This window comes from Streptomyces sp. A01 (assembly GCF_059026195.1).
Genome location: NZ_JBWLKN010000042.1, coordinates 1 through 24,124, shown reverse-complemented (window position 1 = coordinate 24,124; position 24,124 = coordinate 1). Strand labels below are relative to the sequence as shown.

The 24,124-nt window shown below is 71.4% G+C and carries 19 protein-coding genes; 17 read left to right on the top strand and 2 right to left on the bottom strand.

The window, feature by feature from the left end:
* The first annotated feature begins 252 nt into the window (after positions 1-252).
* The 9 genes from purN (at position 253) to AC5P1B_RS33285 (ending at position 11,943) form a co-directional block, all read left to right on the top strand.
* Complete coding sequence (gene purN, locus AC5P1B_RS33325) at positions 253-930, top strand: phosphoribosylglycinamide formyltransferase (RefSeq protein WP_493891751.1); 678 nt, start codon at positions 253-255, stop codon at positions 928-930.
* The gene (gene purH, locus AC5P1B_RS33320) at positions 927-2,489 is read left to right on the top strand and encodes a bifunctional phosphoribosylaminoimidazolecarboxamide formyltransferase/IMP cyclohydrolase (protein WP_493891750.1); all 1,563 of its coding nucleotides are present in this window, start codon (positions 927-929) and stop codon (positions 2,487-2,489) included. The genes purN and purH overlap by 4 nt, the downstream gene beginning before the upstream one ends.
* A gap of 265 nt (positions 2,490-2,754) precedes the next feature.
* Positions 2,755-3,621 (top strand): bifunctional methylenetetrahydrofolate dehydrogenase/methenyltetrahydrofolate cyclohydrolase, encoded by an 867-nt coding sequence (locus AC5P1B_RS33315; RefSeq protein WP_493891749.1) that lies wholly within the window; start codon positions 2,755-2,757, stop codon positions 3,619-3,621.
* A gap of 38 nt (positions 3,622-3,659) precedes the next feature.
* Positions 3,660-4,160: a DUF3017 domain-containing protein gene (locus AC5P1B_RS33310; RefSeq protein ID WP_493891748.1), complete on the top strand. Its 501-nt coding sequence runs from the start codon at positions 3,660-3,662 to the stop codon at positions 4,158-4,160.
* Positions 4,161-5,071: 911 nt separating this feature from the next.
* A complete protein-coding gene (locus tag AC5P1B_RS33305) occupies positions 5,072-6,628 on the top strand; it encodes a helix-turn-helix domain-containing protein (RefSeq protein WP_493891747.1) in 1,557 nt (518 codons plus the stop codon).
* 143 nt (positions 6,629-6,771) lie between these two features.
* The gene (locus AC5P1B_RS33300) at positions 6,772-7,440 is read left to right on the top strand and encodes an MOSC domain-containing protein (protein ID WP_493891746.1); all 669 of its coding nucleotides are present in this window, start codon (positions 6,772-6,774) and stop codon (positions 7,438-7,440) included.
* Positions 7,441-8,065: 625 nt separating this feature from the next.
* The gene (locus AC5P1B_RS33295; RefSeq protein WP_493891745.1) at positions 8,066-9,055 is read left to right on the top strand and encodes a malate dehydrogenase; all 990 of its coding nucleotides are present in this window, start codon (positions 8,066-8,068) and stop codon (positions 9,053-9,055) included.
* A gap of 508 nt (positions 9,056-9,563) precedes the next feature.
* The gene (locus AC5P1B_RS33290) at positions 9,564-11,486 is read left to right on the top strand and encodes an AbeC-like domain-containing protein (protein WP_493891744.1); all 1,923 of its coding nucleotides are present in this window, start codon (positions 9,564-9,566) and stop codon (positions 11,484-11,486) included.
* A complete protein-coding gene (locus AC5P1B_RS33285; protein WP_493891743.1) occupies positions 11,473-11,943 on the top strand; it encodes a hypothetical protein in 471 nt (156 codons plus the stop codon). Before AC5P1B_RS33290 ends, AC5P1B_RS33285 begins: the two co-directional genes overlap by 14 nt.
* A gap of 112 nt (positions 11,944-12,055) precedes the next feature.
* Here the strand turns inward: AC5P1B_RS33285 and AC5P1B_RS33280 are convergent, their stop codons facing one another.
* The gene (locus tag AC5P1B_RS33280; RefSeq protein WP_493891742.1) at positions 12,056-13,300 is read right to left on the bottom strand and encodes a metallophosphoesterase; all 1,245 of its coding nucleotides are present in this window, start codon (positions 13,298-13,300) and stop codon (positions 12,056-12,058) included.
* A 251-nt stretch (positions 13,301-13,551) separates the two neighbouring features.
* Here AC5P1B_RS33280 and AC5P1B_RS33275 point away from each other — a divergent pair, with 251 nt between their 5' ends.
* The 3 genes from AC5P1B_RS33275 (at position 13,552) to AC5P1B_RS33265 (ending at position 15,276) form a co-directional block, all read left to right on the top strand.
* Positions 13,552-14,379, top strand: coding sequence for a serine/threonine kinase C-terminal domain-containing protein (locus tag AC5P1B_RS33275; protein ID WP_493891741.1), 828 nt, complete (start codon positions 13,552-13,554; stop codon positions 14,377-14,379).
* Positions 14,380-14,506: 127 nt separating this feature from the next.
* The gene (locus AC5P1B_RS33270; protein ID WP_493891740.1) at positions 14,507-14,752 is read left to right on the top strand and encodes a helix-turn-helix transcriptional regulator; all 246 of its coding nucleotides are present in this window, start codon (positions 14,507-14,509) and stop codon (positions 14,750-14,752) included.
* Positions 14,749-15,276 (top strand): hypothetical protein, encoded by a 528-nt coding sequence (locus tag AC5P1B_RS33265; protein WP_493891739.1) that lies wholly within the window; start codon positions 14,749-14,751, stop codon positions 15,274-15,276. Before AC5P1B_RS33270 ends, AC5P1B_RS33265 begins: the two co-directional genes overlap by 4 nt.
* Positions 15,277-15,546: 270 nt before the next feature.
* Here the strand turns inward: AC5P1B_RS33265 and AC5P1B_RS33260 are convergent, their stop codons facing one another.
* Positions 15,547-16,335, bottom strand: coding sequence for a hypothetical protein (locus tag AC5P1B_RS33260; RefSeq protein ID WP_493891738.1), 789 nt, complete (start codon positions 16,333-16,335; stop codon positions 15,547-15,549).
* Positions 16,336-16,542: 207 nt separating this feature from the next.
* On the opposite strand from AC5P1B_RS33260, the gene AC5P1B_RS33255 reads away from it, so the two are divergent.
* The 5 genes from AC5P1B_RS33255 (at position 16,543) to AC5P1B_RS33235 (ending at position 23,959) form a co-directional block, all read left to right on the top strand.
* On the top strand, positions 16,543-18,045 hold the full coding sequence (locus AC5P1B_RS33255; RefSeq protein WP_493891737.1) for an aldehyde dehydrogenase family protein: 1,503 nt from the start codon (positions 16,543-16,545) through the stop codon (positions 18,043-18,045).
* 60 nt (positions 18,046-18,105) lie between these two features.
* On the top strand, positions 18,106-19,647 hold the full coding sequence (locus AC5P1B_RS33250) for a GMC family oxidoreductase (protein ID WP_493891736.1): 1,542 nt from the start codon (positions 18,106-18,108) through the stop codon (positions 19,645-19,647).
* On the top strand, positions 19,647-20,849 hold the full coding sequence (locus AC5P1B_RS33245; protein ID WP_493891735.1) for a quaternary amine ABC transporter ATP-binding protein: 1,203 nt from the start codon (positions 19,647-19,649) through the stop codon (positions 20,847-20,849). Before AC5P1B_RS33250 ends, AC5P1B_RS33245 begins: the two co-directional genes overlap by 1 nt.
* Positions 20,850-20,979: 130 nt before the next feature.
* Positions 20,980-22,926 carry an ABC transporter permease gene (locus AC5P1B_RS33240; protein WP_493891765.1) on the top strand — a complete coding sequence of 649 codons (1,947 nt, stop codon included), beginning with the start codon at positions 20,980-20,982 and terminating at the stop codon, positions 22,924-22,926.
* 1 nt (position 22,927) lies between these two features.
* Positions 22,928-23,959: an ABC transporter substrate-binding protein gene (locus AC5P1B_RS33235; protein WP_493891734.1), complete on the top strand. Its 1,032-nt coding sequence runs from the start codon at positions 22,928-22,930 to the stop codon at positions 23,957-23,959.
* Positions 23,960-24,124: the final 165 nt, after the last annotated feature.

Here is a 24,124-nt window from a genome sequence, read left to right as displayed (position 1 = left end):
CCCGTGGGGGCTGTCCGGTGTGCCGGTATCGTTGCCGACGGTCGGGCGCTTCGTAGAGTTCCCCGGATTCACAGGTTCCGCGATCTCGTACGACCATACAAAGCCAAGCGTCAGCCATGCGCGCACCCGTTGCCGCACCCGCTGCCGCACCAGTCGCGGTCCCCGTTGCCGTACCAGCACAAGAACACCGACAACGCGAACAACGCGAACAAACGCGAACGAGAACACGCGAACACGAGAAAGAGACCCGCTGTGGCCTCCCCGCCTCCCCCCGCTGCCGCCGCTCGCGGCGCCGAGCCCAGCGCCGGGCGCCCGGCCCGGCTCGTCGTACTGGTCTCCGGATCTGGTACGAACCTCCAAGCGCTGCTCGACGCCATCGCCGCCGACCCCGCCGGATACGGCGCCGAGATCGTGGCCGTGGGTGCCGACCGGGACGGAATCGCCGGGCTTCAGCGCGCCGAGCGCGCCGGGCTGCCGGTCTTCGTCTGCCGGGTGAAGGATTACGCGACGCGTGCCGAATGGGACCGGGCGCTGGCGGAGGCGACCGCCGCGTACGAGCCCGACCTTGTCGTTTCGGCGGGATTTATGAAGATCGTGGGTAGTGCGTTCCTCGCCCGCTTCGGGGGACGGTTCATCAACACGCACCCCGCGCTGCTCCCCAGTTTTCCCGGCGCTCACGGTGTGCGCGACGCGCTCGCGTACGGCGCGAAGGTGACCGGATGCACAGTCCACTTCGTCGACGACGGCGTCGACACCGGCCCGATCATCGCCCAGGGCGTGGTCGAGGTCGGGGACGAGGACTCCGAAGACGGAGGCGCCGCTCTGCACGAGCGGATCAAGGAAGTCGAGCGCAAGCTGCTCGTCGATGTCGTGGGGCGCCTGGCCCGCAACGGCTACCGCATTGAGGGACGAAAGGTAAGAATCCCGTGACCGCCGAAGGTACGAAGCGGCCCATTCGCCGCGCGCTGGTCAGCGTCTACGACAAGACAGGGCTTGAGGAGCTGGCGCGCGGGCTGCACGCGGCAGGCGTGCAGCTCGTCTCGACCGGCTCCACGGCCGGAAAGATCGCCGCAGCCGGGGTGCCGGTCACCAAGGTCGAGGAGCTGACGGGTTTCCCGGAGTGCCTCGACGGCCGCGTGAAGACCCTCCACCCGCGGGTCCACGCGGGCATCCTGGCCGACCAGCGGCTCGACGCGCACCGCGAGCAGCTGACCGAGCTGGGCGTCGAGCCGTTCGAGCTGGTCATCGTGAACCTCTACCCGTTCCGGGAGACCGTCGCCTCCGGCGCCTCCCCGGACGAGTGCGTGGAGCAGATCGACATCGGCGGACCCTCGATGGTCCGCGCCGCCGCCAAGAACCACCCGTCGGTCGCCGTCGTGGTCAACCCCGCCCGCTATGCGGACGTGCTCGCCGCCGTCGGCGACGGCGGGTTCGACCTCGCCGCGCGCAAGCGGCTCGCCTCCGAGGCGTTCCAGCACACCGCGGCGTACGACGTGGCCGTCGCGAACTGGTTCGTCGACGACTACGCGGCCACGGACGAGACGGGTTTCCCCGACTTCCTCGGCGCCACGTTCGCGCGTAAGAGCGTCCTGCGCTACGGCGAGAACCCGCACCAGGGTGCCGCGCTGTACGTGAGCGGAAGCGGCGGCCTGGCCGAGGCCGAGCAGCTGCACGGCAAGGAGATGTCGTACAACAACTTCACGGACACCGAGGCCGCGCGCCGGGCGGCGTACGACCACGTCGAGCCCTGTGTCGCGATCATCAAGCACGCCAACCCGTGCGGCATCGCCGTCGGGGCCGACGTCGCCGAGGCGCACCGCAGGGCGCACGAGTGCGACCCGCTGTCCGCCTTCGGCGGCGTGATCGCCGTGAACCAGCCGGTGTCGCTGGCCATGGCCGAGCAGGTCGCCGAGATCTTCACCGAGGTCATCGTCGCCCCGGGCTACGAGGACGGCGCGGTGGAGGTCCTGGCCCGCAAGAAGAACATCCGCGTGCTGCGCTGCCCCGACGCGCCGTCGAACGCGGTCGAGGTCAAGCCGATCGACGGCGGGGCCCTGCTCCAGGTGACCGACCGGCTGCAGGCCGACGGCGACGCCCCGGCCAACTGGACCCTCGCGACCGGTGAGGCCCTGGACTCCGGAGGCCTCGCCGAGCTGGCCTTCGCCTGGCGCGCCTGCCGGGCCGTCAAGTCCAACGCGATCCTGCTGGCCCGCGACGGCGCCACAGTCGGTGTGGGCATGGGCCAGGTCAACCGTGTGGACTCCGCGAAGCTGGCCGTGCAGCGGGCGGGTGAGGAGCGCGCACGTGGCTCCTACGCCGCCTCCGACGCGTTCTTCCCCTTCCCGGACGGCTTCGAGGTGCTGGCCGCCGCCGGGGTCAAGGCCGTCGTGCAGCCTGGTGGTTCCGTCCGCGACGAGCTGGTCATCGAGGCCGCGAAGAAGGCGGGCGTGACCATGTACTTCACCGGCACCCGGCACTTCTTCCACTGACCGGCTCCACTGACCGGCCACATCGCGGCAACGGCTGGCTGGCTGACCGGCCGACTGGCTGCCCGGCTGCCCGGTTCACGGCCGCTCCTCCACGGGGGAGCGGCCGTCGCCTCGCGGGTGCTCCGCTACGCACCGGTGAAGCCGGTGGAAAACGGGACACGGGGTGCGGCGCCGTGCCGTGCGTCGCGCGGAGGGGCCGGGCGGCGCGGGGGTCCGGGCCCCACCTGATTGGTACGAGGACGGCCGCATCCTGGAGTATGGAGTCATGACCGCCCAGATTCTCGATGGCAAGGCCACCGCAGCCGCGATCAAGACCGAGCTCGCCTCCCGTGTGGAGGCGCTGAAGGCCAAGGGCGTACAGCCCGGCCTCGGGACGCTGCTGGTGGGTGACGACCCAGGCAGCACGTGGTACGTCGCGGGCAAGCACCGCGACTGCGCCCAGGTGGGCATCGCCTCCATCCAGCGCGAACTGCCGGACACCGCGACCCAGGAAGACATCGAGGCGGTCGTACGGGAACTGAACGACGACCCGACGTGCACCGGTTACATCGTGCAACTGCCGCTTCCCAAGGGCATCGACACCAACCGGGTGCTTGAGCTGATGGACCCGGCCAAGGACGCGGACGGCCTGCACCCGATGAGCCTCGGCCGCCTCGTCCTGAACGAGCCGGGCCCGCTGCCCTGTACTCCGTACGGCATCATCCAGCTCCTCCGCCACCACGGCGTGGAGATCAAGGGCGCGCACGTCGTCGTCGTCGGCCGGGGCATCACGGTGGGCCGGTCCATCCCGCTGCTGCTCACCCGCCGCTCGGAGAACGCCACGGTCACGCAGTGCCACACCGGCACCCGCGACCTGCCCTCGATCCTCCGGCAGGCCGACATCATCGTGGCGGCGGCGGGCGTACGGCACCTGATCAAGGCGGAGGACGTCAAGCCGGGCGCCGCCGTGCTCGACGTCGGCGTCAGCCGGGACGAGAATGGCAAGATCGCCGGAGACGTGCACCCCGACGTCAGCGAGGTCGCGGGCTGGATCTCCCCGAACCCGGGCGGTGTCGGGCCCATGACCCGCGCGCAGCTGCTGGTCAACGTCGTTGAGGCCGCCGAGCGCGCGGCCGCGGGAACGCCGGCCTGAACCGGGAGCCGATGAGCCGCAGAGAGAGGCAGTCAGCCATGGGTGCGCACGCGGGCGGGGAGAGCACGGGTTCGGTCGAGGCCGCCGCCGCGTCCCAGCCGCAGTTGGGACCACGAGCCGGGGCGCATGCCCAGGACTCCGCGCCGACAGGGCGCAGATCCCGGCGCTTCCCCCTGATCACCAGGGACACGGCGCGCCCGGAGGGCGGCGGCAGGGCCGCCGGCGGCGACGCGCCCGCGCCCGCGCGGCAGTGGCCGCTGCTGACGGTCATGGGCGGGACCGGCGCCGGGCTGTTGATCGTCGCCCTCGACGCACTGCGGGCGGGCACGATCCTCATCGGCCTCGCGCTGATGGTGGGCGCGGTGCTCCGCTGGGTGCTGCCGTCGGTGGGCATGCTGGCGGTGCGGTCGCGGTTCACCGACATGGTCACGTACGGGCTGCTCGGCTTCCTGATCGTGATGCTGTCGATGATGATGCAGCCGGACCCGTGGCTGGAGCTCCCCTTCCTGGAGGACCTGGTCCACTACACGGTGCGCTGACCCGGCACCTCCCCCGTCGGACGGCTCCGCGGACGTACGCCTGTGTGCGCGTACGTCCGCGGCGTTGTGCGTCCGCGGCGTTGTGCGTGCCCTGTGGGGGCCTGTACGGGGTGGCTGTACGTGTTGGCCTGTACGCGCGGACGCTCGCGCGTGCCGGAGACCGGGCCGCAAGAGACAGGGCCGCAAGAGCCGGGCCTCCGGAGACCTTGCCGGAGACATGGACAACGGCGGCTCGTCCTCCACCCCCGTGGGAGGACGAGCCGCCGTTCGATGTGTCCCCGTGCCGACCGCCGCTGTTCCGCAGTACTACAGTGTCGCGCTGGTGACGTGGTATCACGCTGGTGTCGCGCTGGTGCACTGGCGTACTGCGTGCCGCGACGACGAGCTCTCCACGAGGACCACGGTCCCTGTCGAACGAGCTCTGTATGAGGATCACCGTCCTGCCGGGCGAGATCAAGAAAAGTCCGCAGCCTGTGGCCCGGAGGTGACCATTCCGGTGCCGCGTCGCAGTTACGCAACGGAAAGTGCCAGGCAGAGGCGGCCTTCAGCCCGGTCCTCCCGGCGTCAGGGAGGCGCCTCAGCAGCGGCGCGCCGGGCATCCCTCAGCTGACACCGTCGACGAACTGACCCGACGAACTGACCCGATGAGCTGGCCCGGCGAGCTGACACGGCGAGTTGACCCGTTCTGCCCGGTGGCAGGAGCCGTGTCCGTGATGGGAGGTGGCACGGCTCATGGGAGCCATGCACCAGGTCGCGGTATTGTCCCCAGCGCCCCAGCGCGTCCTGTGTCGCGGGACTGCCATCCTGGGACCTGCGTCCGCAGCGGCAGCCACAGCACCTCCACGCGGGCCCGGTGGGGACCGGACTGAAGCAGGTCAGAGGGTGGATTCGGGGGGGACAGGGGGAAGGCGATGCCTCGCTGGAGGGAATTGCCGGAGGAACTCGATCCGCAAGTGCGGGAGTTCATCGAGCAGCTGCGTGGACTCATCGAGCGCAGCGAGCTCGGCATGGCCGCGGTGGCGGACCGTACCGGCTACAGCAAGACGTCGTGGGAGCAGTACCTGGGTGGCAAGCTGCTGCCGCCGCGGCGTGCGGTGCGGACGCTGGCGGAGCTGACCGGTGCTCATGCGGACCACCTGTCCACGTTGTGGGAGCTCGCGGAGGGCGCCCGGAGGAAGTCGGAGATACGGCACGACATGACCATGGAGGCGATATGGGCCGCGCAAGGGCGGGCGGCGCTGGGGGAGTTCGAGGCCCCGGCCGACGAGAAGCCGGGCCACGGCGGCCGTAAAGCGAGCCAGGCGGAGCAGGAGGCCGGCGAGCAGGAGGCCGCCGAGCAAGAGGTCAGCGAGAAGAAGGCCGACTCAGGTTCCTTCGCGCCCGCGGTGCCGTCCGTGTCCCCCGTGCCCCCGCCGCCCATCGCACGCCCGGCGGGCGGCCGGCAGGAGGCCGGGAGCCCGCGAGCCGACGCGCCGCGGAGCCACTGGCTGGAGCTCGCCAGGGAGGACATCGAGGCTGACGCGGCCGACGAGGCGCCACGTAAACGGTTGCAGTGGCCCCGCAACCTCGCCGTGCCGTCGGCCACGCGGTCGGCGTCAGCGTCGGCACCACCGCTGTCCGCGTCGGCCTCACCACCACCGTCGGCGCCCTCGCCGTCAGCACCCGCGTGGCGGCGCCGCGCGGCGGCCGGGCCCGGGGCCGAGCCCCACGACGTGCGGGAGCACCCGGACGACTCGTGCGACCGCCAAGGGCCTTCGGCACCCGCCACTCTCTTGTGCGGACGGTCCTCTCCCGCCTCCACCGCCTCCGCCCCACCCACACCAGCGGAACCGTCGGAAGCGCCCGGGCCGACCGGTCCCGCCGACCCGACCGGAACCCCCGACCCGGCCGGGTCGTCCGGGTCGTCCGGCAAGGCAGGGCCGTCCGAGCCATCCGGGCCATCCGGGCGGTCTTCGTCGGGCGTGTGGCGGCGCCAGGTCGCGATGTTCGTCGCCGGCATCGTGGGCGCGTTGCTCATCATCGCCGCCGTCGTGCTGGTGTTCGACCTCCGCAAGGACGACGGTGCCCGGGCGAAGGGCCCGGCCACCCCCTCGCCGTCCGTGAGCGCCGACCTGCCCAAGGGAGTGCGGTGCACGGGCGAGGCATGCGGCGGCAAGGACCCGGAGGCCATGGGGTGCAGCGGTCGGTACGCCAAGACCACCGGTGACGCGATCGTGGGTACGGCGTATATCGAGGTCCGTTACAGCAAGGTGTGCGGCGCATCGTGGGCGCGGGTGAACCAGGCGGCGCCCGGCGACAAGGTGCGGGTGACGGCCGAGGCGGCGGACGGCAAGCGGGCGCCCGAGCAGAGCCAGACGGCCAACGCCGACGGCGACGCGTACACCTTCATGGTCACCGTCAAGCCCGGCACGCGCGCCACGGCGTGCGTCACGCTGACCACGGGCCAGCGGGGCTGCACGGGCGAGTGAGCGGCGGACGGGCCTGGCGCGGGGCCGAGCGAGCGGGGCCGGGGCGCGCGACCGCCTCGGCCGCCGACGGGTCACCAGCCGCGTCGCACCGCCCGGAACAGTGCGTTCCGCTGCCTGGTGAGGGCGAGGATCTAGCATGCGGTATGAAGATCCTCAGCCTGAACGTGGGACCGGCGAAGCCGGTGACCTATACCGATGCCGCGTCCGGAATGACGGGCATCGACAAGCAGCCGGTGAACGGGCCGGTACGCGTGGCTCCGCCCGGTCCGCCCGGGGTGGGGGCGAGCGGCGTGGCCGGGGACTCCGTCTGCGATCTCCGCTTTCACGGCGGGGACGACCGGGCCGTCTACGCGTTCGCCCGGGAGGATCTGGACATATGGGAGCGGGAGTTGGGGCGCCCGCTGGCCAACGGGGCGTTCGGGGAGAACCTCACCACCGTGGGCATCGATCTCCGGGGCGCTCTGGTGGGCGAGCGGTGGCGCGTCGGCTCCGAGGTGGTGCTTGAGGTGACGGGTGGCCGCATTCCTTGCCGCACCTTCGCCGGCTGGATCGGCGAGAAGGGCTGGGTGCGGCGGTTCACCCGGGCGGGCGCCTGTGGTGCCTTTCTCCGGGTGATCGAGCCTGGCGAGTTCCGCGCCGGCGACCCGGTCGACGTGGTGCGCCGTCCCGAGCATGACGTCACCGTTTCCCGGCTGTTCCGTGCCGTGACGACGGAACGTACGCAGCTGCCCGGCATGCTGGCCGCCGCGCCCTGGATGGAGCGCGAACAGTTGGCGGTCGCCCGCGACTACGCGGCGAAGTACGCCGGTTAGCCACCTCTCGGCATGACTCGTGCCGGGGGAATGCCGGAGGAGGGCCAGGGGAGGGTCAGGGAAGTGGCGGGGACGGTGAGGCGGGGGCGTGGCCGGGTGGCGATTCCTTGTCAGTGAGGGGGAATGGCCGCACAGAAGCTGGGCAGGCGCTCCATACCCCCCCACGGGTACGGCGATACACAGGCGGCCGTTCGCGCTCCCCCCTCCTTGCTGCGGACGGCCGCCGAGCCGGTTTCTGCCCAGGCCGGGCACCCGACGGGGAGATTCCGCTCAGGTGATTCCGGTCGGCGGGACCCCACCGGGAAGCCCCGCGCCGAGGAACGCGCGCCAAGGAGACCCGCCCAGCGGCCCGGCGCGTCCCTGACGCACCGCGACCTGCCGCGCTCTGCTGCGCTCTGCCGCGACCTGCCGCGCTCTACCGCGACCTGCCGCGACGTACTGCGGCGTCCCGCACCGCGCCCGCCGCGCTCGAGTTGGGCTGTTTTCGCCCGGTGAGCTGTCCCACAGAGGGCAGGGGCGTGGGGGGTGGCCGCGTCGGTATAGCCTGACGCCGTGTCTCTCGATACCAAGAGACCTCGGAAAATGGGCAGGGACACCCACCGCCAGCTCGCAGCAGGAGATCGCCATGACCCGCACTCCCGTCAATGTCACCGTTACCGGCGCGGCCGGCCAGATCGGCTACGCGCTGCTCTTCCGCATCGCCTCCGGTCACCTTCTCGGCGCTGACGTGCCGGTCAGGCTTCGCCTCCTGGAGATCCCGCAGGGCCTGAAGGCCGCTGAGGGCACCGCCATGGAGCTCGACGACTGCGCGTTCCCGCTGCTGCGCGGCATCGACATCTCCGACGACCCGAACGTGGCCTTCGACGGCGCCAACGTCGCCCTCCTCGTCGGCGCCCGCCCCCGCACCAAGGGCATGGAGCGCGGCGACCTGCTTGAGGCCAACGGCGGCATCTTCAAGCCGCAGGGCCAGGCCATCAACGCGCACGCCGCGGACGACATCAAGGTCCTCGTCGTCGGCAACCCGGCCAACACCAACGCGCGCATCGCGCAGGCCGCCGCCCCCGACGTACCGGCGGAGCGCTTCACCGCGATGACCCGCCTGGACCACAACCGCGCGATCTCGCAGCTCTCGCAGAAGACCGGCGTGCCGGTGAGCGAGATCCGCAAGCTCACCATCTGGGGCAACCACTCGGCGACCCAGTACCCGGACATCTTCCACGCCGAGGTCGCGGGCAAGAACGCCGCCGAGGTCGTCAACGACGAGAAGTGGCTGGCCGACACCTTCATTCCGACCGTCGCCAAGCGCGGCGCCGCGATCATCGAAGCGCGTGGCGCGTCCTCGGCCGCCTCGGCCGCCAACGCCGCCATCGACCACGTGCACACCTGGGTCAACGGCACGCCCGACGGCGACTGGACCTCCATGGGCATCCCGTCGGACGGTTCGTACGGCGTGCCGGAGGGCATCATCTCCTCCTTCCCGGTCACCACGAAGGACGGTAAGTACGAGATCGTCCAGGGCCTGGAGATCAACGACTTCTCGCGCACCCGCATCGACGCCTCGGTCAAGGAGCTGGAAGAGGAGCGCGACGCCGTGCGCGGTCTCGGCCTGATCTGAGCCACCGGCGGTAGCCGGTTCACCGGCGTTGCCGAAGCCGAAAACGGAAGGCCACACCCCTGTTTCACACGGGAGTGTGGCCTTTCGTGCAAGCGCCTGCTGGTGGAGCGTCAGTTCCCCTAACGTGGACTCATCTGACGCCAGTCCCGGGGGGCGCATGGCTCACGAGGATCACCACCAGCACGCGGCCGGACGACCGGGCTCCCGGCGGCCATCGCCCAGAGCGGCGCCGCCCAGAGCGGCGGCAGCAGCGGCGCCCGAAACCGAGCCGCCCAGAGGCGGTACACCTGGCGCCGACGCACCCGGAGCCGGGTCTCCCAGGGCCGAGTCGCGCGGTACCGAGCCGGCAGAGGCGTCCAGACCGGGCGCGCGCGAGGGGATCAGTGCGGCCGCGGCCGCACCCCGAGCGCCCTCCCCGGCCGCCGCCGCACCGCATCCCGGCCCACCAGCGTCCGGCGCGTCCGAGCCCGCCTCCGCCCCGCCGTCCCAGCCCGCGGTCGATCCGGCCGTGACCCCAGCGCCCGCCCCGGCCCCCGCCCCGGCCCCTGTCTTCACGCCCGCGCCCGCCGCTCCCGTGCCGCCGCGGGGAGAGCCCGCAGCGCGGACGCCCGCGCCCCGCGCGGCCACGCGGCCCGAACCGGCATCCCGCACGCCCGCCGCTCCCGGCTCCCCGCCCGCCCCGCCGTCCGGACGGCCGCCGTACGCCCACAGTGAGGCGACGCGGCTGCTGTGCGCGGGGGTGTACCTCGATGACGATTTCCGTGACGCCGTCATCGATGAGCTGTACGTCCATCAGGAGCGGGCGGTGGCGCCGTCACTCGGCACCGAGGTGACCCGGGTCCTGGCACACGCCCTGCGGGCCCGCAGGCTGGAGGCCGCGGCGGCCGCCGCGATCGTCGCGGTATGGGCGCTCTTCTTCGGCCTCATCCTGTGGTTCGCTGTCGCTCTGCTGATCCCCTGCATGTTGCTCGGCCTCGCGTCCTGGGCCCGTGGCAGCTCGTACGGAACGGTGGGCGCGGGCTACCCGGGCAAGGGAGCCGCCCCCGGCCGCCGTCGGATGACGGTCGTGAGCGCCTTCCTCGGTTGGGCTCTCCTCGTGGCGTACGTGCTCCTCGCCTTGTCGGTGATCCTGGCGGGCGGCGACGCGCCGGTCTCGCCCGGCAGTCTCGTGCCGCCCCTGCCCATCGACCCCGCTGACGGCTGGTTCGCCATGGTGTTCCCGCTGGTGATGGCGGGGGTGCTGGCTGCCCATCGCGGACAGGTCGCCAGGACGCTCGCTGTCGACCTGGAGCCCGCCACGTTCGCCGGGCAGGGCCCTGATGTCGCCGAGCGGTACACGGGCAGGCGTTTCCAGCGAGTGCGGGACCTCATCCGCCGCGAGCAGCACTCGCCGATGATCATGTACCACCCCCAGCATCCCTTCCTCGGCGCGGGCCGTCCGTATGAGCCGTGGACCCTGGCGGTCGAACTGCGGCCACGCGAGGGCGTGCGGCAGGTGCAGCTCGACAACCGGGTGGTGCTGGAGAAGATCCGGCCGCTGGTGGACAAGCTGCGGTTGCCCGCCGCGCAGGGCTCGCTGAGCATGCCGGTCGAGGTCAGGGACCGGCTGCGCGGCCTTCAGCTCGATGAGTGTGTGTTCCTGCCGGTCAAGGGCCTGACCCAGCGGTCGCACGCGCCGCACTCCGCGACCGACTTCGCACGCCAGCGGGAGGAGGCCGTCGAGGAGGGTGGCGAGAAGCGCAGGCACTTCCTGCGCGTCCGGGTCGGCGCGTGGCGGGAAGAAGTCGTCGTCACCGTCTTCGTCCGGGTGCACACGCAGGGCGGCATGCTGATGCTGGAGTTCGCCCCGCACGTGCTGCGTCCCATCCGCCCCGCCTTCCAGGCAGTCGACCGGATCGCGGACGCCGACCGCCGGGAGACGTCGCTGGGCAGGATGGCCTGGGTGATCGGCGAGCTGCCCAGGGCGGCGGGCCGGGCGTTGGTGTATCCGTTCCGTGCCGCACTGCGCGCGTGGCGCGCCTACGCCGGGGCGTACGACAGGGCGCTGCCGGACGGCCCGTGGGTCTCGGTGCGCGAAATGGGCAGTGACCAGGACGCCTCCCTCTTCCAGGAGATGGACGTGAGCCGCTACCTCAAGAGCGTGGAGGACCGGGTGGCGGGCGGCGTGCGGCAGGCGCTCTACGAGGCGGGCTGGCAGACCGTGGAGTTCGAGCAGAAGGTGATCAATGTCAGCGGCGGCGGCGTCTTCATCGAGTCGGCGAGGGACAGCGCCATCGGCATCGGCGACCACCACACGATCAGCAATGTGACGCGGCAGAACACTCAGACGGCAGGTCAGACGGCAGGTCAGACGGGGGGTCAGGGGGCAGGCCGGGGGGCCGCCCCTGGCGGTGCCAACGCAGGAGGAGGGGGCAGCGGTGCGACCAGCTGACGAGCACGGTGCGGACGGGAGTGACGGCGTGAGCGGGAGCGGTGGTTCCGGCGGCGGTACGGGCAGCACAGCAAGCACAGGAAGCACGGGCGGCGGTTGGCGGACCGGGGACATCCGGTTCGGCAGTGTGGAAGGCAGCGCCATCGGCATCGGCGACCACCACCACATCGAGAACGTCCGGTACGAGGGCGCCCCGCGCGACCCCGCGTACGAGCGGCTCGTCGAGGCGATGCGGCAGCTCGGCGAGGACCTGGAGCGCGTCGTGCCCAGTCCGGAGACCCAAGCGCTGGCCGGTGAACTGGCCGGTGCCCAGGACGAGATCCAGCGCACCGGTCAGGCCGCCCCTGGTCGGCTCGCCCGGCTGCGGACGCTGCTTCAGGACGCGAGCACGAGCATCGGCATGCTGGCCTCCGGTGTGGCCGTCGGCCAGGCGCTGGGCCCGCTGCTCGGTGGATGAGCGTGCGGCGCCGGGCGGCGCGGCGGCCGTGGGCGCGACGCGGTGGCGGGCCCGGCGGCTCGCGGGGAGCCGGGGCGGGCCCGCCATCGGGCGGCGGCGAGTGGAAAGGCGGTCAGGAGCGTTCGCTCAGCGCGGTCTTGGTGGTGACGCTGTGAGCGAGGCGGGCGGTGGCGGTCTCGACGTCGACGGTGTAGGCGTCGGTCTTCAGCGCACCGGCGGACACCTTGAGCACCATGAACCCGTGGCTGGAGAAGTCCTGCCAGCGCGCCGGGTGGTTCCCGTGTGCCTTGCCGTCGCCCGACTTGCCCGCCGCGCCGCACACGATCTGCCGGGTGCCCCGGGCCCGCTTCGTCGGCTCCAGGATCTGGAGGGTGTGGTCGTGCCCGGACAGGATGACGTCGGCCCGGCCGCAGACCACCTCCTCGTACAGCTCCTTCAAATGCACCCCGCTGGTGTAGTGGCCGATCTCGAACCCGTCGTACGAGCCCGCGCTGCCGTGCTTCCCGTTGTTCAGGTACGGGTGGTGGCCGATGACGATCTTCCAGGTCGCGCGGGACGCGGTGAGCGCCGAGTCGAGCCAGCGGCGCTGTTCCCGCATGTACGGGCCGTTCCACCGGAAGTACGGGTCCAGCTGTGTCACGGTCGAGGCCACCGGGTTGGTGTCGAGCGCGAAGAACTCCACGAGCGGGGCGTCCGAGCCGCGCCGCGCGGGCAGCGCGGTCGCGTAGTAGCGGGCGGGCATGTGCCAGCGCCGGGAGGTCGTCGCGTACGCCACCTCGCGGTCTCCGCGCGACGGGTCGCCGCCGCTGCCGGGTATGAGGCCCGAGCAGTCGTGGTTGCCGAGGACCATCAGCCAGGGCACGTCGATGCCCGTGTTGGGCTGCTCGAACTTGCTGGTGAACTCGTCGTCGTGGGCGGACTCGGGGCCGTTCTCGTAGAGGTTGTCGCCGAGTCCTACGGCCACGCTGACGCCCTCGGCGCGGCAGACCTTCCTGGCGGCGGCAGCCACCGCGTACTGGGCGTCGGAGCCCGTGCCGGCGTCGCCCGTGATCAGCACGGCGTACTCCCCGTTCGCCCCGGGCCGGGTGGGGAATGGGAACGGGTCGACGGGGGCCGTGCCGGAGCCCGCCGCCCGCGCCGGGGCCGCGCCCTGGGGGAGCAGCGTCAGGGCGGCGGCTCCGGCCACCGCCCCGCCCAGCACGGTGCGCCGGTTGACCAGGCCGCCGCCGGTCCCGGCGCCCGCACCGGCGGCGGGGGTGGGGGCCTGCCGTCCGGTGGTGGTGATGCTCTCGTCAAGGTCGAGCCATTGCGTCTCGGTGAGGTCGGGGCGCGGCGGGATGTATTCGTCATCGCACATGTCAGGTTTCTCGCAGGTAACTTCACCGCTCTGGTGGAGGAATCACGAACACCGCGTGAAGGTCTGAGGTGCGTCGGCCGCGCCGGGCCTCGCGACGGGACGTACCGCCGGTCGGTGCGGGGCGGGCGGCGCGTCGGCGCGCGGCGGTCACCTCCCGGCAGGCGCCGGTCCGCCCCTCACGCGGGGCAGGCAGCCGTCGCCGCCGCGCCGGGCAGGCGTTCTCGTGTCGCGCGCCAAGGGGAGGCGGGCGGATGAGTGAGCAGGCCGGCGGGCCGCACTGGGACGAGGCCGAGCAGCGCTGGGCGGGGCCGGGCACGGAGCCTTCCGGGCCGGGCGGCAGAGCGCCGGGCGCACGGATCGGCAAGGCGCTGCTCGCGGCCTTCGCCGTCACCCTGCTCGGCGGCCTCGGGGTCGGCATCTGGCAGCTGGTGGCCGACGACGGCAAGGACGAGCGGGGCAGGTCCGGTTCGAGCGCGTCGGAACCCGCGCGGGAGCCGGACCCCTTCGCGAGTGACTCGCGGCCTTCCGAGGGCACGGGCTCCACGGACTCCACCGGCTCCACTGGCGCAGAAATCGAGTCGCCCGACGCGGGCGGCGGGCCGCCGGAGGGGTACGAGAAGCAGGACGACCCCGAGGGGTTCAGCGTCTACGTCCCCGAGGGCTGGACGCGCGAGAAGCGTGACGACGGTGTTTTCTACGAGTCGCCCGACAAGACGTCCATGATCCAGATCTTCGCCCTGGACCCCACGGGGCCCTCGCTGACACCGTTCGAGTCGCTGACCGCAGCGGACAAGGGACTGAAGGCGAAGCAGCCGACCTATCAGCGACTCCGGCTGGAGCGGGTCCGCGATGAGTTCGGCGACGTGGCCGACGACTCCGACGCGGAGCTTGAGTACCGCTACGACAGCCCCGCGTTCGGCCCGCGCCGGGTTCTGGACCGCTCGTTCACCGCCGTGGATGAGGAGCAGTACGCGATCCTGATCCTGGGTCCTGAGTCGAAGTGGCCCGCGCAGCGGAAGACGCAGGACATCGTGCTGCCGTCGTTCTGCCCCAAGGACTGGGTCTGTTCCCCTGGTTGAGACGCGCCGCCTGGCGGCCCCGGCGGCCATCTGAGCCCGTCGTCCGGGTTGCTCACATCGCGGCGCTCTGCCGACGTACGCGCCCAGCTACTTGCTGACCTACGTTCGAATGTAGTACTTCTTATACATGAGCGAGCAGGTGCACAACAGGCTGGCGATGGTACGGGCGGAGCGGAAGATCTCACGGCAGCGTCTGGCCGAGGCGGTCGGCGCGCACTACCAGACGATCGGCTACATCGAGCGCGGTGACTACAACCCGAGCCTGGACCTGGCCCTGCGTATCGCGAGCCATTTCGGGCTGCCGGTAGAGGCGATCTTCTCCCTCGAACCGTTCCGGCCGCTCACCGATGAGGTGTACGGAAGGACGTCATGACCACGCGCCAGAGGGAACACACGCGCTACGACCGCTTCATGCTGAAGACGATGAACGACCCCCGGGCCGACGTGGTGCACGCCACCTCCGCCCGCCGCCGTGCCCTGGTCGGTGCGCACATCGGCCTGACCGCGCTGGCGCTCGGCTCGGGCATCGCCGCGTTCCAGGAGCAGCCGGGCTGGTGGGGCCTTGGCATCATGCTGGGCACGCTCCTGCCCTGGTGCTGGCTGACGGGGGCGCTCAACTCGGCGACGCGGGGCCTGCTCGAACTGCGGGCCGCCGTCCTCGACGAGCGGCAGCTCGCCGACCGGGGCCGGGTGTTCACCGTCGCGCACCGCGCCTTCACTGTGCTGCTCGCACTCGCCGTCGCCGGGCTCGTGGCCGTCGGCCTGGCCGAGGGCGGGGAGCTGACGGGGGCTCTGCTGCCGGTGCTCATCTCGCTGCTCGCGGCACACGCGCTGCTGCCGCTGTGGACGGCGGGCCTGCTCGCCCGTGACGCACCGCCCACGGAAGAGGAGTTCTGACCCGCCCCAGCCAGGCCGGACCCGCACGCAGCCGCGCGGCGGGTATGTCGCCGGACGCGAACGTCCCCCGAAGGCCATGGGCCTTCGGGGGACGTCTCGTATGACGGGCGCTCGCTTCTACCGCGTCCGCGTCCGCGTCCGTGTCCGCATTGACGCTCGCATCCGCACCGGCGTCCGCGTGCGAAGTGCCGTATGCGTGGCCGTGGCGCTGTGGCGCTGTGGCGCGCCGCATGCGTCAGCCGACGCGCACGCGGCGCGACTGGCGCGGTGTCAGGACTTGATGTCCTGCAACTTCTTGACGTCGACGACCTGGCTGGCGGGTGGCGGCGTCGTCACGACCGGCTTCTCGTAGTCGGTCAGCTCGATCGTGCTGTTGTCGGACCCGCCGGTCGAGACGATCTTCAGCGGGTAGGGCTTGCCCTCAGCGGCGACGTAGACGGTCTGCTTGTCGGTGTCTTCCTTCACGATGAGCGGGACGACGGGGCGGCCGTCGAGACGGGTCAGCGCGCCCTTCTTCATGGCCTTGTCGCCGGTGCTGTCGCTCTTGTCGTCCTTGCTGATGCTGCTCTGGAAGGCCTTCAGATCGCAGGTCTCGGCCATGCCCTTGAGCATCTCGTCGTCTGTGGTGCCGTAGATGTACCGGTCCTTGAACAGCTCGGCGGCTGCCGTGCCGTCCTCGCCGCCGACCTGGGACTTCCAGAACGCCTGGTCCGGCTTCATCCAGACCTTCGAGCCGGCCTTGATCAGCTCGGCCGAGCCCTGCTGGCCGCCCATGCTGATGCTGCCGTTGCAGTTGCCCTTGTTGTCCAGCGCGAGGTCGATCTTCGCGTCCTGGGGACCGTTGCCCTCGTCGAGCTTCATGCGCATCGACGTCGCGCCGAGCAGCTCGTCCATCGCCTTGTCGGAGATCTCCTTCGCGGACAGCCCTTCCAGCGCGTTGGCGGGCTTCGCCTGGCCGCTCTTTCCGTCATCCGAGCCGTTGTCGCTGCCGCAGCCGGTAACGCCTACTATCGCGACCACACACACCGCTGCTGCCAGCACGCCGTACTTCGTCGTCATGACGAGATCCCTACCCCTTGGCTTGTTTGATGCGTGTGAATTTATCAGCTCTTTACTACGCATTTCTGACTAAAGTGGCGCGTGTGTAGTGAGTCAGGCCACTTTCAATGAACGATCGCGCATACGTTTAAGCCTTCCGGGGAGGGTTCCCTGTTGCTGGCGTGACCAGCGGGGAAACATTTCGGTTCATCGGAAGGCAGAGCAGACGTGTCGGCAGTCGAGACGATTTATGTGGATGGGGTGTGGCGAGCGGCCGCATCCGGCGCGCAGCGGGAGGTGCTCGACCCCGCGGACGCGACCACCCTCGCCCTGGTGGCCGAAGGCGCCGCCGCCGACACCGATGACGCCATCGCCGCGGCGCGCCGGGCGTTCGACACCGGCCCCTGGCCCCGTACCGCCGTCTCCGAGCGCTCCGCGCTGCTGCGGCGCGTGGCCGACCTGCTCCAGCGGGACCGCGAGACGATCGCGCTGACCGAGAGCCGCGACACCGGCAAGACGCTGGAAGAGGGCCGGGTCGACGTCGATGACGTGACGAACGCCTTCCGCTACTTCGCCGACCTGGTGGCGGGCGAGGGAGCGGGCCGTGTCGTGGACGCCGGCAGCCCCGACGTACACAGCGTGGTCGTCCATGAGCCGGTGGGCGTCTGTGGCTTGATCGCGCCGTGGAACTACCCGCTGCTTCAAGCCACCTGGAAGATCGCTCCGGCGCTCGCCGCAGGCAACACCTTCGTCGTCAAGCCCAGCGAGGTGACGCCGCTGTCCACCATCTATCTGATGCGGCTGCTGGCCGAGGCCGGTCTCCCGGCCGGGGTGGCGAACCTGGTGACCGGCGCGGGCGACCCGGTCGGTGCCCGCCTGTCCGAGCACCCTGACGTGGACCTCGTCTCGTTCACCGGCGGACTCGCCAGCGGTACGAAGGTGGCCCAGGCCGCGGCGCCGACCGTGAAGAAGGTCGCTCTTGAGCTGGGCGGCAAGAACCCCAACGTCGTCTTCGCCGACGCATGCGCGACCGACGAGGACTTCGACACCGCTGTCGACCAGGCGCTGAACGCCGCGTTCATCCACAGCGGCCAGGTCTGCTCGGCGGGCGCGCGCCTGATCATCGAGGAGTCGGTGCGGGACCGTTTCGTCGCCGAGCTGGCCCGCCGCGCGGAGCGGATCAAGCTCGGCAGGGGCACCGAGGACGGGGTCGAGTGCGGCCCGCTGGTCTCCCAGCAGCAGTTGGACAAGATCAAGGGATACGTCGCTTCCGGGCTCGCCGAGGGCGCTGTGCTGCGCTGCGGCGGTGAGCAGCCGAAGCCGTCCGCCACCCGCCCGGCCTCCGGCTACTTCTTCTCGCCGACCATCCTCGACAAGTGCCACCGCGACATGCGGGTCATCCGTGAGGAGACCTTCGGGCCCATCCTCACCGTGGAGACCTTCCGCACCGAGGAAGAGGCCGTCGAGCTGGCCAACGACACCGAGTACGGGCTGGCCGGTGCCGTGTGGACCACCGACCCGGGCCGTGCCCGCCGCGTCGCCGGACGGCTGCGGCACGGCACCGTATGGATCAACGACTACCACCCCTACCTCCCGCAGGCCGAGTGGGGCGGCTTCGGCAGGTCCGGTGTGGGACGTGAGCTGGGCCCGGCCGGGCTCGCCGAATACCGCGAGGCGAAGCACATTTACCAGAACCTGGACCCGCGGCCCGTCCGCTGGTTCGCGGGCTGATCCGCCCGCCTGTTCGCGCACCACGTAACCGCACGTACCTTGCAGAAGGAGCGACCCCTCATGCCCGTATACGACTATGTCGTGGTCGGCGGTGGCACCGCAGGCTCGGTGATCGCGTCCCGGCTGACCGAGGACCCCGGCGTCACCGTCGCCGTCATCGAGGGCGGGCCCTCGGACATCGACCGCCCCGATGTGCTCACCCTGCGCCGCTGGCTCGGCCTGCTCGGCGGCGACCTGGACTATGACTACCCCACAACAGAGCAGCCACGCGGCAATTCACACATCCGGCACAGCCGCGCCAAGGTGCTCGGCGGCTGCTCCTCCCACAACACCCTGATCAGCTTCAAGCCGCTGCCGGGTGACTGGGACGAGTGGGCCGAGGCGGGTGCGGAGGGCTGGGACGCCCAGTCCATGGACCCGTACTTCGCCCGGCTGCGCAACAACATCGTGGCCGTGGACGAGAAGGACCGCAACGCCATCGCGCGCGACTTCGTCGCCGCCGCCCGGACCGCGCTCGACGTGCCGCGCGTCGAAGGCTTCAACAAGGCCCCGTTCCACGAGGGCGTCGGCTTCTTCGACCTGGCGTACCACCCGGAGAACAACAAGCGTTCCTCCGCTTCCGTCGCCTACCTCCACCCGCACATCGAGGCGGGCGACCGGCCCAACCTGACGCTGCTGCTGGAGACCTGGGCGTACCAGCTCGTCCTGGACGGCGACCAGGCGACGGGCGTGCGCGTGCGCACCAAGGACGGCGAGGAGCTGCTGATCGAGGCGGGCCGCGAGGTGCTGGTGTGCGCGGGCGCGGTGGACACCCCGCGGCTGCTCATGCACTCCGGCATCGGCCCCCGGGCGGACCTTGAGGCGCTGGGGCTGCCTGTCACGCACGACCTGCCGGGCGTCGGCGAGAACCTGCTCGACCACCCCGAGTCGGTCATCGTGTGGGAGACGGACGGGCCGATCCCGGAGAACTCGGCGATGGACTCCGACGCGGGCCTGTTCCTGCGCCGCGACCCGGAGTCGCGCGGTCCTGACCTGATGTTCCACTTCTACCAGATCCCGTTCACCGACAACCCGGAGCGACTCGGCTACGAGAAGCCCGCGCACGGCGTGTCGATGACGCCCAACATCCCCAAGCCGCGCAGCCGCGGCCGCCTCTACCTGACCAGCGCCGACCCCGAGGCCAAGCCCGCCCTCGACTTCCGGTACTTCACGGACGAGGACGACTACGACGGCCGCACGCTCGTCGACGGCATCAAGATCGCCCGCGAGGTCGCCAAGACCGAGCCGCTGGCGGGCTGGCTCAAGCGCGAGGTGTGCCCCGGGCCCGGGGTCACCTCCGACGAGGACATCAGCGAGTACGCCCGTAAGGTCGCGCATACCGTCTACCACCCGGCCGGCACCTGCCGCATGGGCGCCCCGGCTGACGAACTCGCCGTGGTCGACCCGGAGCTGCGCGTCCGCGGACTGCGCGGGCTGCGGATCGCCGACGCGTCCGTCTTCCCGACGATGCCCGCCGTGAACCCGATGATCGGAGTGCTGATGGTGGGGGAGAAGTGCGCCGAGATGCTTGCCCGAACCACGACGCCGGGAGGTGATGCGTGATGAGCGCCGCCGAATCAGCCGCTGAGTCCGCCAAGCCCACTGCCGAGACCACCGCCGAGACCACCGCCGAGTCCGCCGCGGAGACGCCCGCCGGGACCGGCGCCACGGCCGCCGACGGCGGGACCGCGTCCACCGACGGCCCGGCCGGCACCGCGGAGAGCACGGAGCCCGTGTTCCAGATCCGCAACCTGTGGAAGGTGTTCGGCCCCAAGGCCGACCGCATCCCCGGCAGCCCGGAAGCCGAGCTTCCGCCGGACGAGCTGCGGCAGCGCACCGGCTGCACCGCCGCCGTCCACGACGTGTCCTTCGATGTGCACCAGGGCGAGGTCTTCGTCGTCATGGGCCTGTCGGGGTCCGGCAAGTCCACCCTCGTCCGCTGCCTGACCCGGCTCATCGAGCCGACGAGCGGCAGCGTCGTCATAGACGGCGAGGACGTGCTGGAGATGGACCGCGCACGGCTGCGCGACCTGCGCCGCCACCGCGCGTCGATGGTCTTCCAGCACTTCGGGCTGCTCCCGCACCGCTCCGTGCTCGACAACATCGCCTACGGCCTGGAGATCCAGGGCATCAGCAAGGCCGAACGCCGCGCCAAGGCCGCCGAGATGGTGGAGAAGGTCGGCCTCACCGGCATGGAGAACCGCCGCCCCGGGCAGCTCTCCGGCGGCCAGCAGCAGCGCGTGGGCCTCGCCCGCGCCCTCGCCGTGGACCCCGAGGTCCTCCTCTTCGACGAGCCGTTCAGCGCCCTGGACCCGCTCATCCGCCGTGACATGCAGGAAGAAGTCATCCGCCTGCACCAGGACGAGGGCCGCACCATGGTCTTCATCACCCACGACCTCAGCGAGGCGCTGCGGCTCGGCACCCGGATCGCGCTGATGCGCGCCGGGAAGATCGTGCAGTTGGGATCGCCGGAGGAGATCGTCGGTTCCCCGGCGAACGACTACGTACGGGACTTCGTCCGCGACGTGCCGCGCGAGCAGGTGCTGACCGTGCGCCGCGCGATGCGCCCGGCCAGGGACGGCGAAGCCGACCAGGGCCCGGAGCTGCCGCCCGGTACGACGGTCGCCGACGCCATCGAGACCGTGGCCCGCGCGGGCGGCCCGGTCCGCGTCGTCGAGGCGGGACGCTGCCTCGGCGTCATCGACCACGCCTGCCTGCTCGACGTGGTCGCCGGTATCGAGCGGGGCGAGGCGGTGCCGGCGTGAACCGCACCACCACCAGCCGTCTCCCGGCTTTCCCCGCTTCCTGTCCCACGGCGGGCGCCGCTCGCCGTGCGGCGTGTCACGCCACCGGCCCCGTCACCAGGGGCCGCGTGTGAGCACCGCCACCCCTCCCATGACGAAGACCCCCGACGCGTCGGCCGTGAGCGGCCCGCGCGCACTGGCGCGGCGCCCGAGCGTGCGCAAGCTCGCCGTCCTCATCGTGCTCGCCGCCGTGCTGATCCCGCTCGCGCACGCGAAGTGGGCCAGCGGCACGTGGCCGTCGGACCTGACGGTCGATCTGACCGAGCCGCTGGGCGACGCCAACGACTGGATCATCGACAACCGCGACAGCCACCCGCTGTTCGTGTACTTCTTCGGCCACATCAGCAACGCCATCGTGCTGTCCGTACGCGGCGTCTACCTCGTGCTCCTCGCCCTCGGCTGGATCGGTGTGACCGCGCTGGCCACCCTCGTGGCCTGGCGCACGGCGGGGCTGAAGGTCGCGGTGACCAGCGCGCTGTCGTTCGCGGTGTGCGGGCTGCTCGGCATGTGGGTGCCGACCATGCAGACGCTCGCCCTGATGGTCGTCGCCGTCGTGCTCTCGGTCGTCATCGGCGCGCTGCTAGGCCTCGCCGGCGGCCTGTCGGACCGCACCTTCCGGGCCCTGCGGCCCGTCCTCGACACCATGCAGGTGCTGCCCGCCTTCGCGTATCTGCTGCCCGTCGTGCTGATCTTCGGCATCGGCGTGCCCGGCGCCGTCCTCGCGACGGTCATCTACGCGGCGCCGCCGATGGCCCGGCTCACCGCGCTCGGGCTGCGCGACGCCAACGTGGGCGTGCTGGAGGCCGTGGACTCCCTCGGCGCGAACCGGTGGCAGCGGCTGGTGACGGCCCGGCTGCCGCTGGCGCGCAAGGAACTCCTCCTCGGCCTCAACCAGACGATCATGATGGCGCTCTCCATGGCCGTCATCGCCTCCATGATCGGCGGCGGCGGTCTCGGTGACCGCGTCTTCCAGGCGCTGTCCTCCGTCGACGTCGGCGCGGCGCTCGCCGCGGGCATCCCGATCGTCCTGCTCGCCATCGTCCTGGACCGCACCACGGCAGCGGCGGGCGAACACGCGGGCGGCAAGCCCGCCGGGCCGCGCTGGCTGCGCGGCTGGGACGGGTGGGCCGTCGCTGTGGCCCTCGTCGCCGGCCAGCTCTCGGAGTCGCTGACCTGGCCGGAGAGCTGGACGGTCGCCATCGCCGACACCGTCAACGACGGCGTCGACTGGATGACCGAACACCTCTACTCCGGGGTGCCCGTCATCGGCGGCACCGCCGACTGGGCCGGGCACTTCACCACCTATGCCCTCGACCCGCTGCGTGACGGCCTGCAAGCCCTCCCGTGGTGGTCGGTGCTGTTCATCGTCGCCGCCCTCGCCTGGTTGATCGGCACCTGGGGCACCGCCCTGACGGCCGTGCTCGCCATGGCGGGCATCGGCGTGCTCGGGGTCTGGGACGAGTCGATGAACACCCTGTCCCAGGTGCTCGCCGCCGTCGTCGTCACGCTCATCCTCGGCTTCGCCATCGGCATCCTCGCCGCGCGCAGCGGCCGCCTTGAACGCCTGCTGCGGCCGGTCCTTGACGTCTTCCAGACGATGCCGCAGTTCGTGTACCTGATCCCGGTCGTCGCGCTGTTCGGCGTGGGCCGCGCCCCGGCGGCGGCAGCCGCCATCGTGTACGCGCTGCCCGCCGTCATCCGCATCACCACCCAGGGCCTGAACCAGGTCAACCCGGCGGCCATGGAAGCCGCCCGGTCCCTCGGTGCCACCCGGGGCCAGCAACTGCGCCAGGTGCAGCTCCCGCTCGCCCGCCCGGCCCTGCTGCTCGCCGTCAACCAGGGCGTCGTCCTGGTGCTCGCCGTGGTCATCATCGGCTCGCTCGTGGGCGGCGGCGGCCTCGGCTACCAGGTGCTGCTCGGCCTCGCGCAGGGCGACCTGGCCACCGGCCTCGTCGCCGGTGCGGCGATCGTCTGCCTGGGCCTGATGCTCGACCGCGTGACGCAGCCGACCCGGCGCCGCGCACGGAAGGGAGCCTGACATGGCAGCTCGTACGCGCAATCACACGTCTCGTACGTCTCGTACGCGCACCCGCGCGATGACACTCGGTGCCTTCAGCGCCGTCGCCGGGCTGCTGGCCCTCACCACCGGCTGCGGCAAGGCCGACATGACCAAGCAGTCGTCCCCGTACGCGAACGTCTCCGACGCCAAGACCGTCAACCTCTCCCTCCAGTCATGGGTCGGAGCCCAGGGCAATGTGGCGGTGGCGAAGTACCTCCTGGAACACGAGCTGGACTACCGCGTGGACACCGTCCAGGTCGATGAGGTGCCCGCCTGGGACGCGCTCAGCCAGGGCCGGGTCGACGCGATCATGGAGGACTGGGGCCACCCGGAGCAGGAGCAGCGGTACGTCAAGGAGAAGAAGACGATCGCGCGCGGCGGCGACCTGGGCGTGACCGGCCACATCGGCTGGTTCGTACCGAAGTACTTCGCCGACGCCCACCCGGACGTCACCAACTGGAAGAACCTCAACAAGTACGCGAGCAAGCTCCGTACGGCGGAGAGCGGCAAGAAGGGCCAGCTGCTGGACGGCTCACCGTCCTACGTCACCAACGACAAGGCGCTGGTGAGCAATCTCGACCTCGACTTCGAGGTCGTCTTCGCGGGCTCCGAGGCGGCGCAGATCACTCAGATCAAGCAGTTCGCCAAGCAGAAGAAGCCGTTCCTCACCTACTGGTACGAGCCGCAGTGGCTGTTCAACGAGGTCCCGATGGTGGAGGTGAAGCTTCCGAAGTACACGGAGGAGTGCGCCGCCAAGGGGGCCGAGGACCCTAGGACCATCGACTGCGCCTACCCGACGACCCCGCTCCAGAAGTACCTGAACGCGGACTTCGCGAAGAAGGGCGGCAAGGCGGCGCAGTTCCTGAAGAACTTCCACTGGTCGAAGGACCACCAGAACGACGTCTCCGAGATGATCGCCTCCCAGGGGCTGTCCGCCGATGAGGCGGCCAAGCGCTGGGTGAAGGCCAACCCGGACGTCTGGAAGGCGTGGATTCCGAAAGACACCGCGTAACGCGGCTGCGTAAGGCGGTTGCCGCTGTCGGCTGCGGCTGGCGTGCGCGGCGACTCGCCGTATGTCGCCGTCCGCACGGCGCCGGGGCGGGGGGGGGGGGGGGGGGGGGGGGGGGGGGGGGGGGGGGGGGGGGGGGGGGGGGGGAGGGGGGGGGGGGGGGGGGGG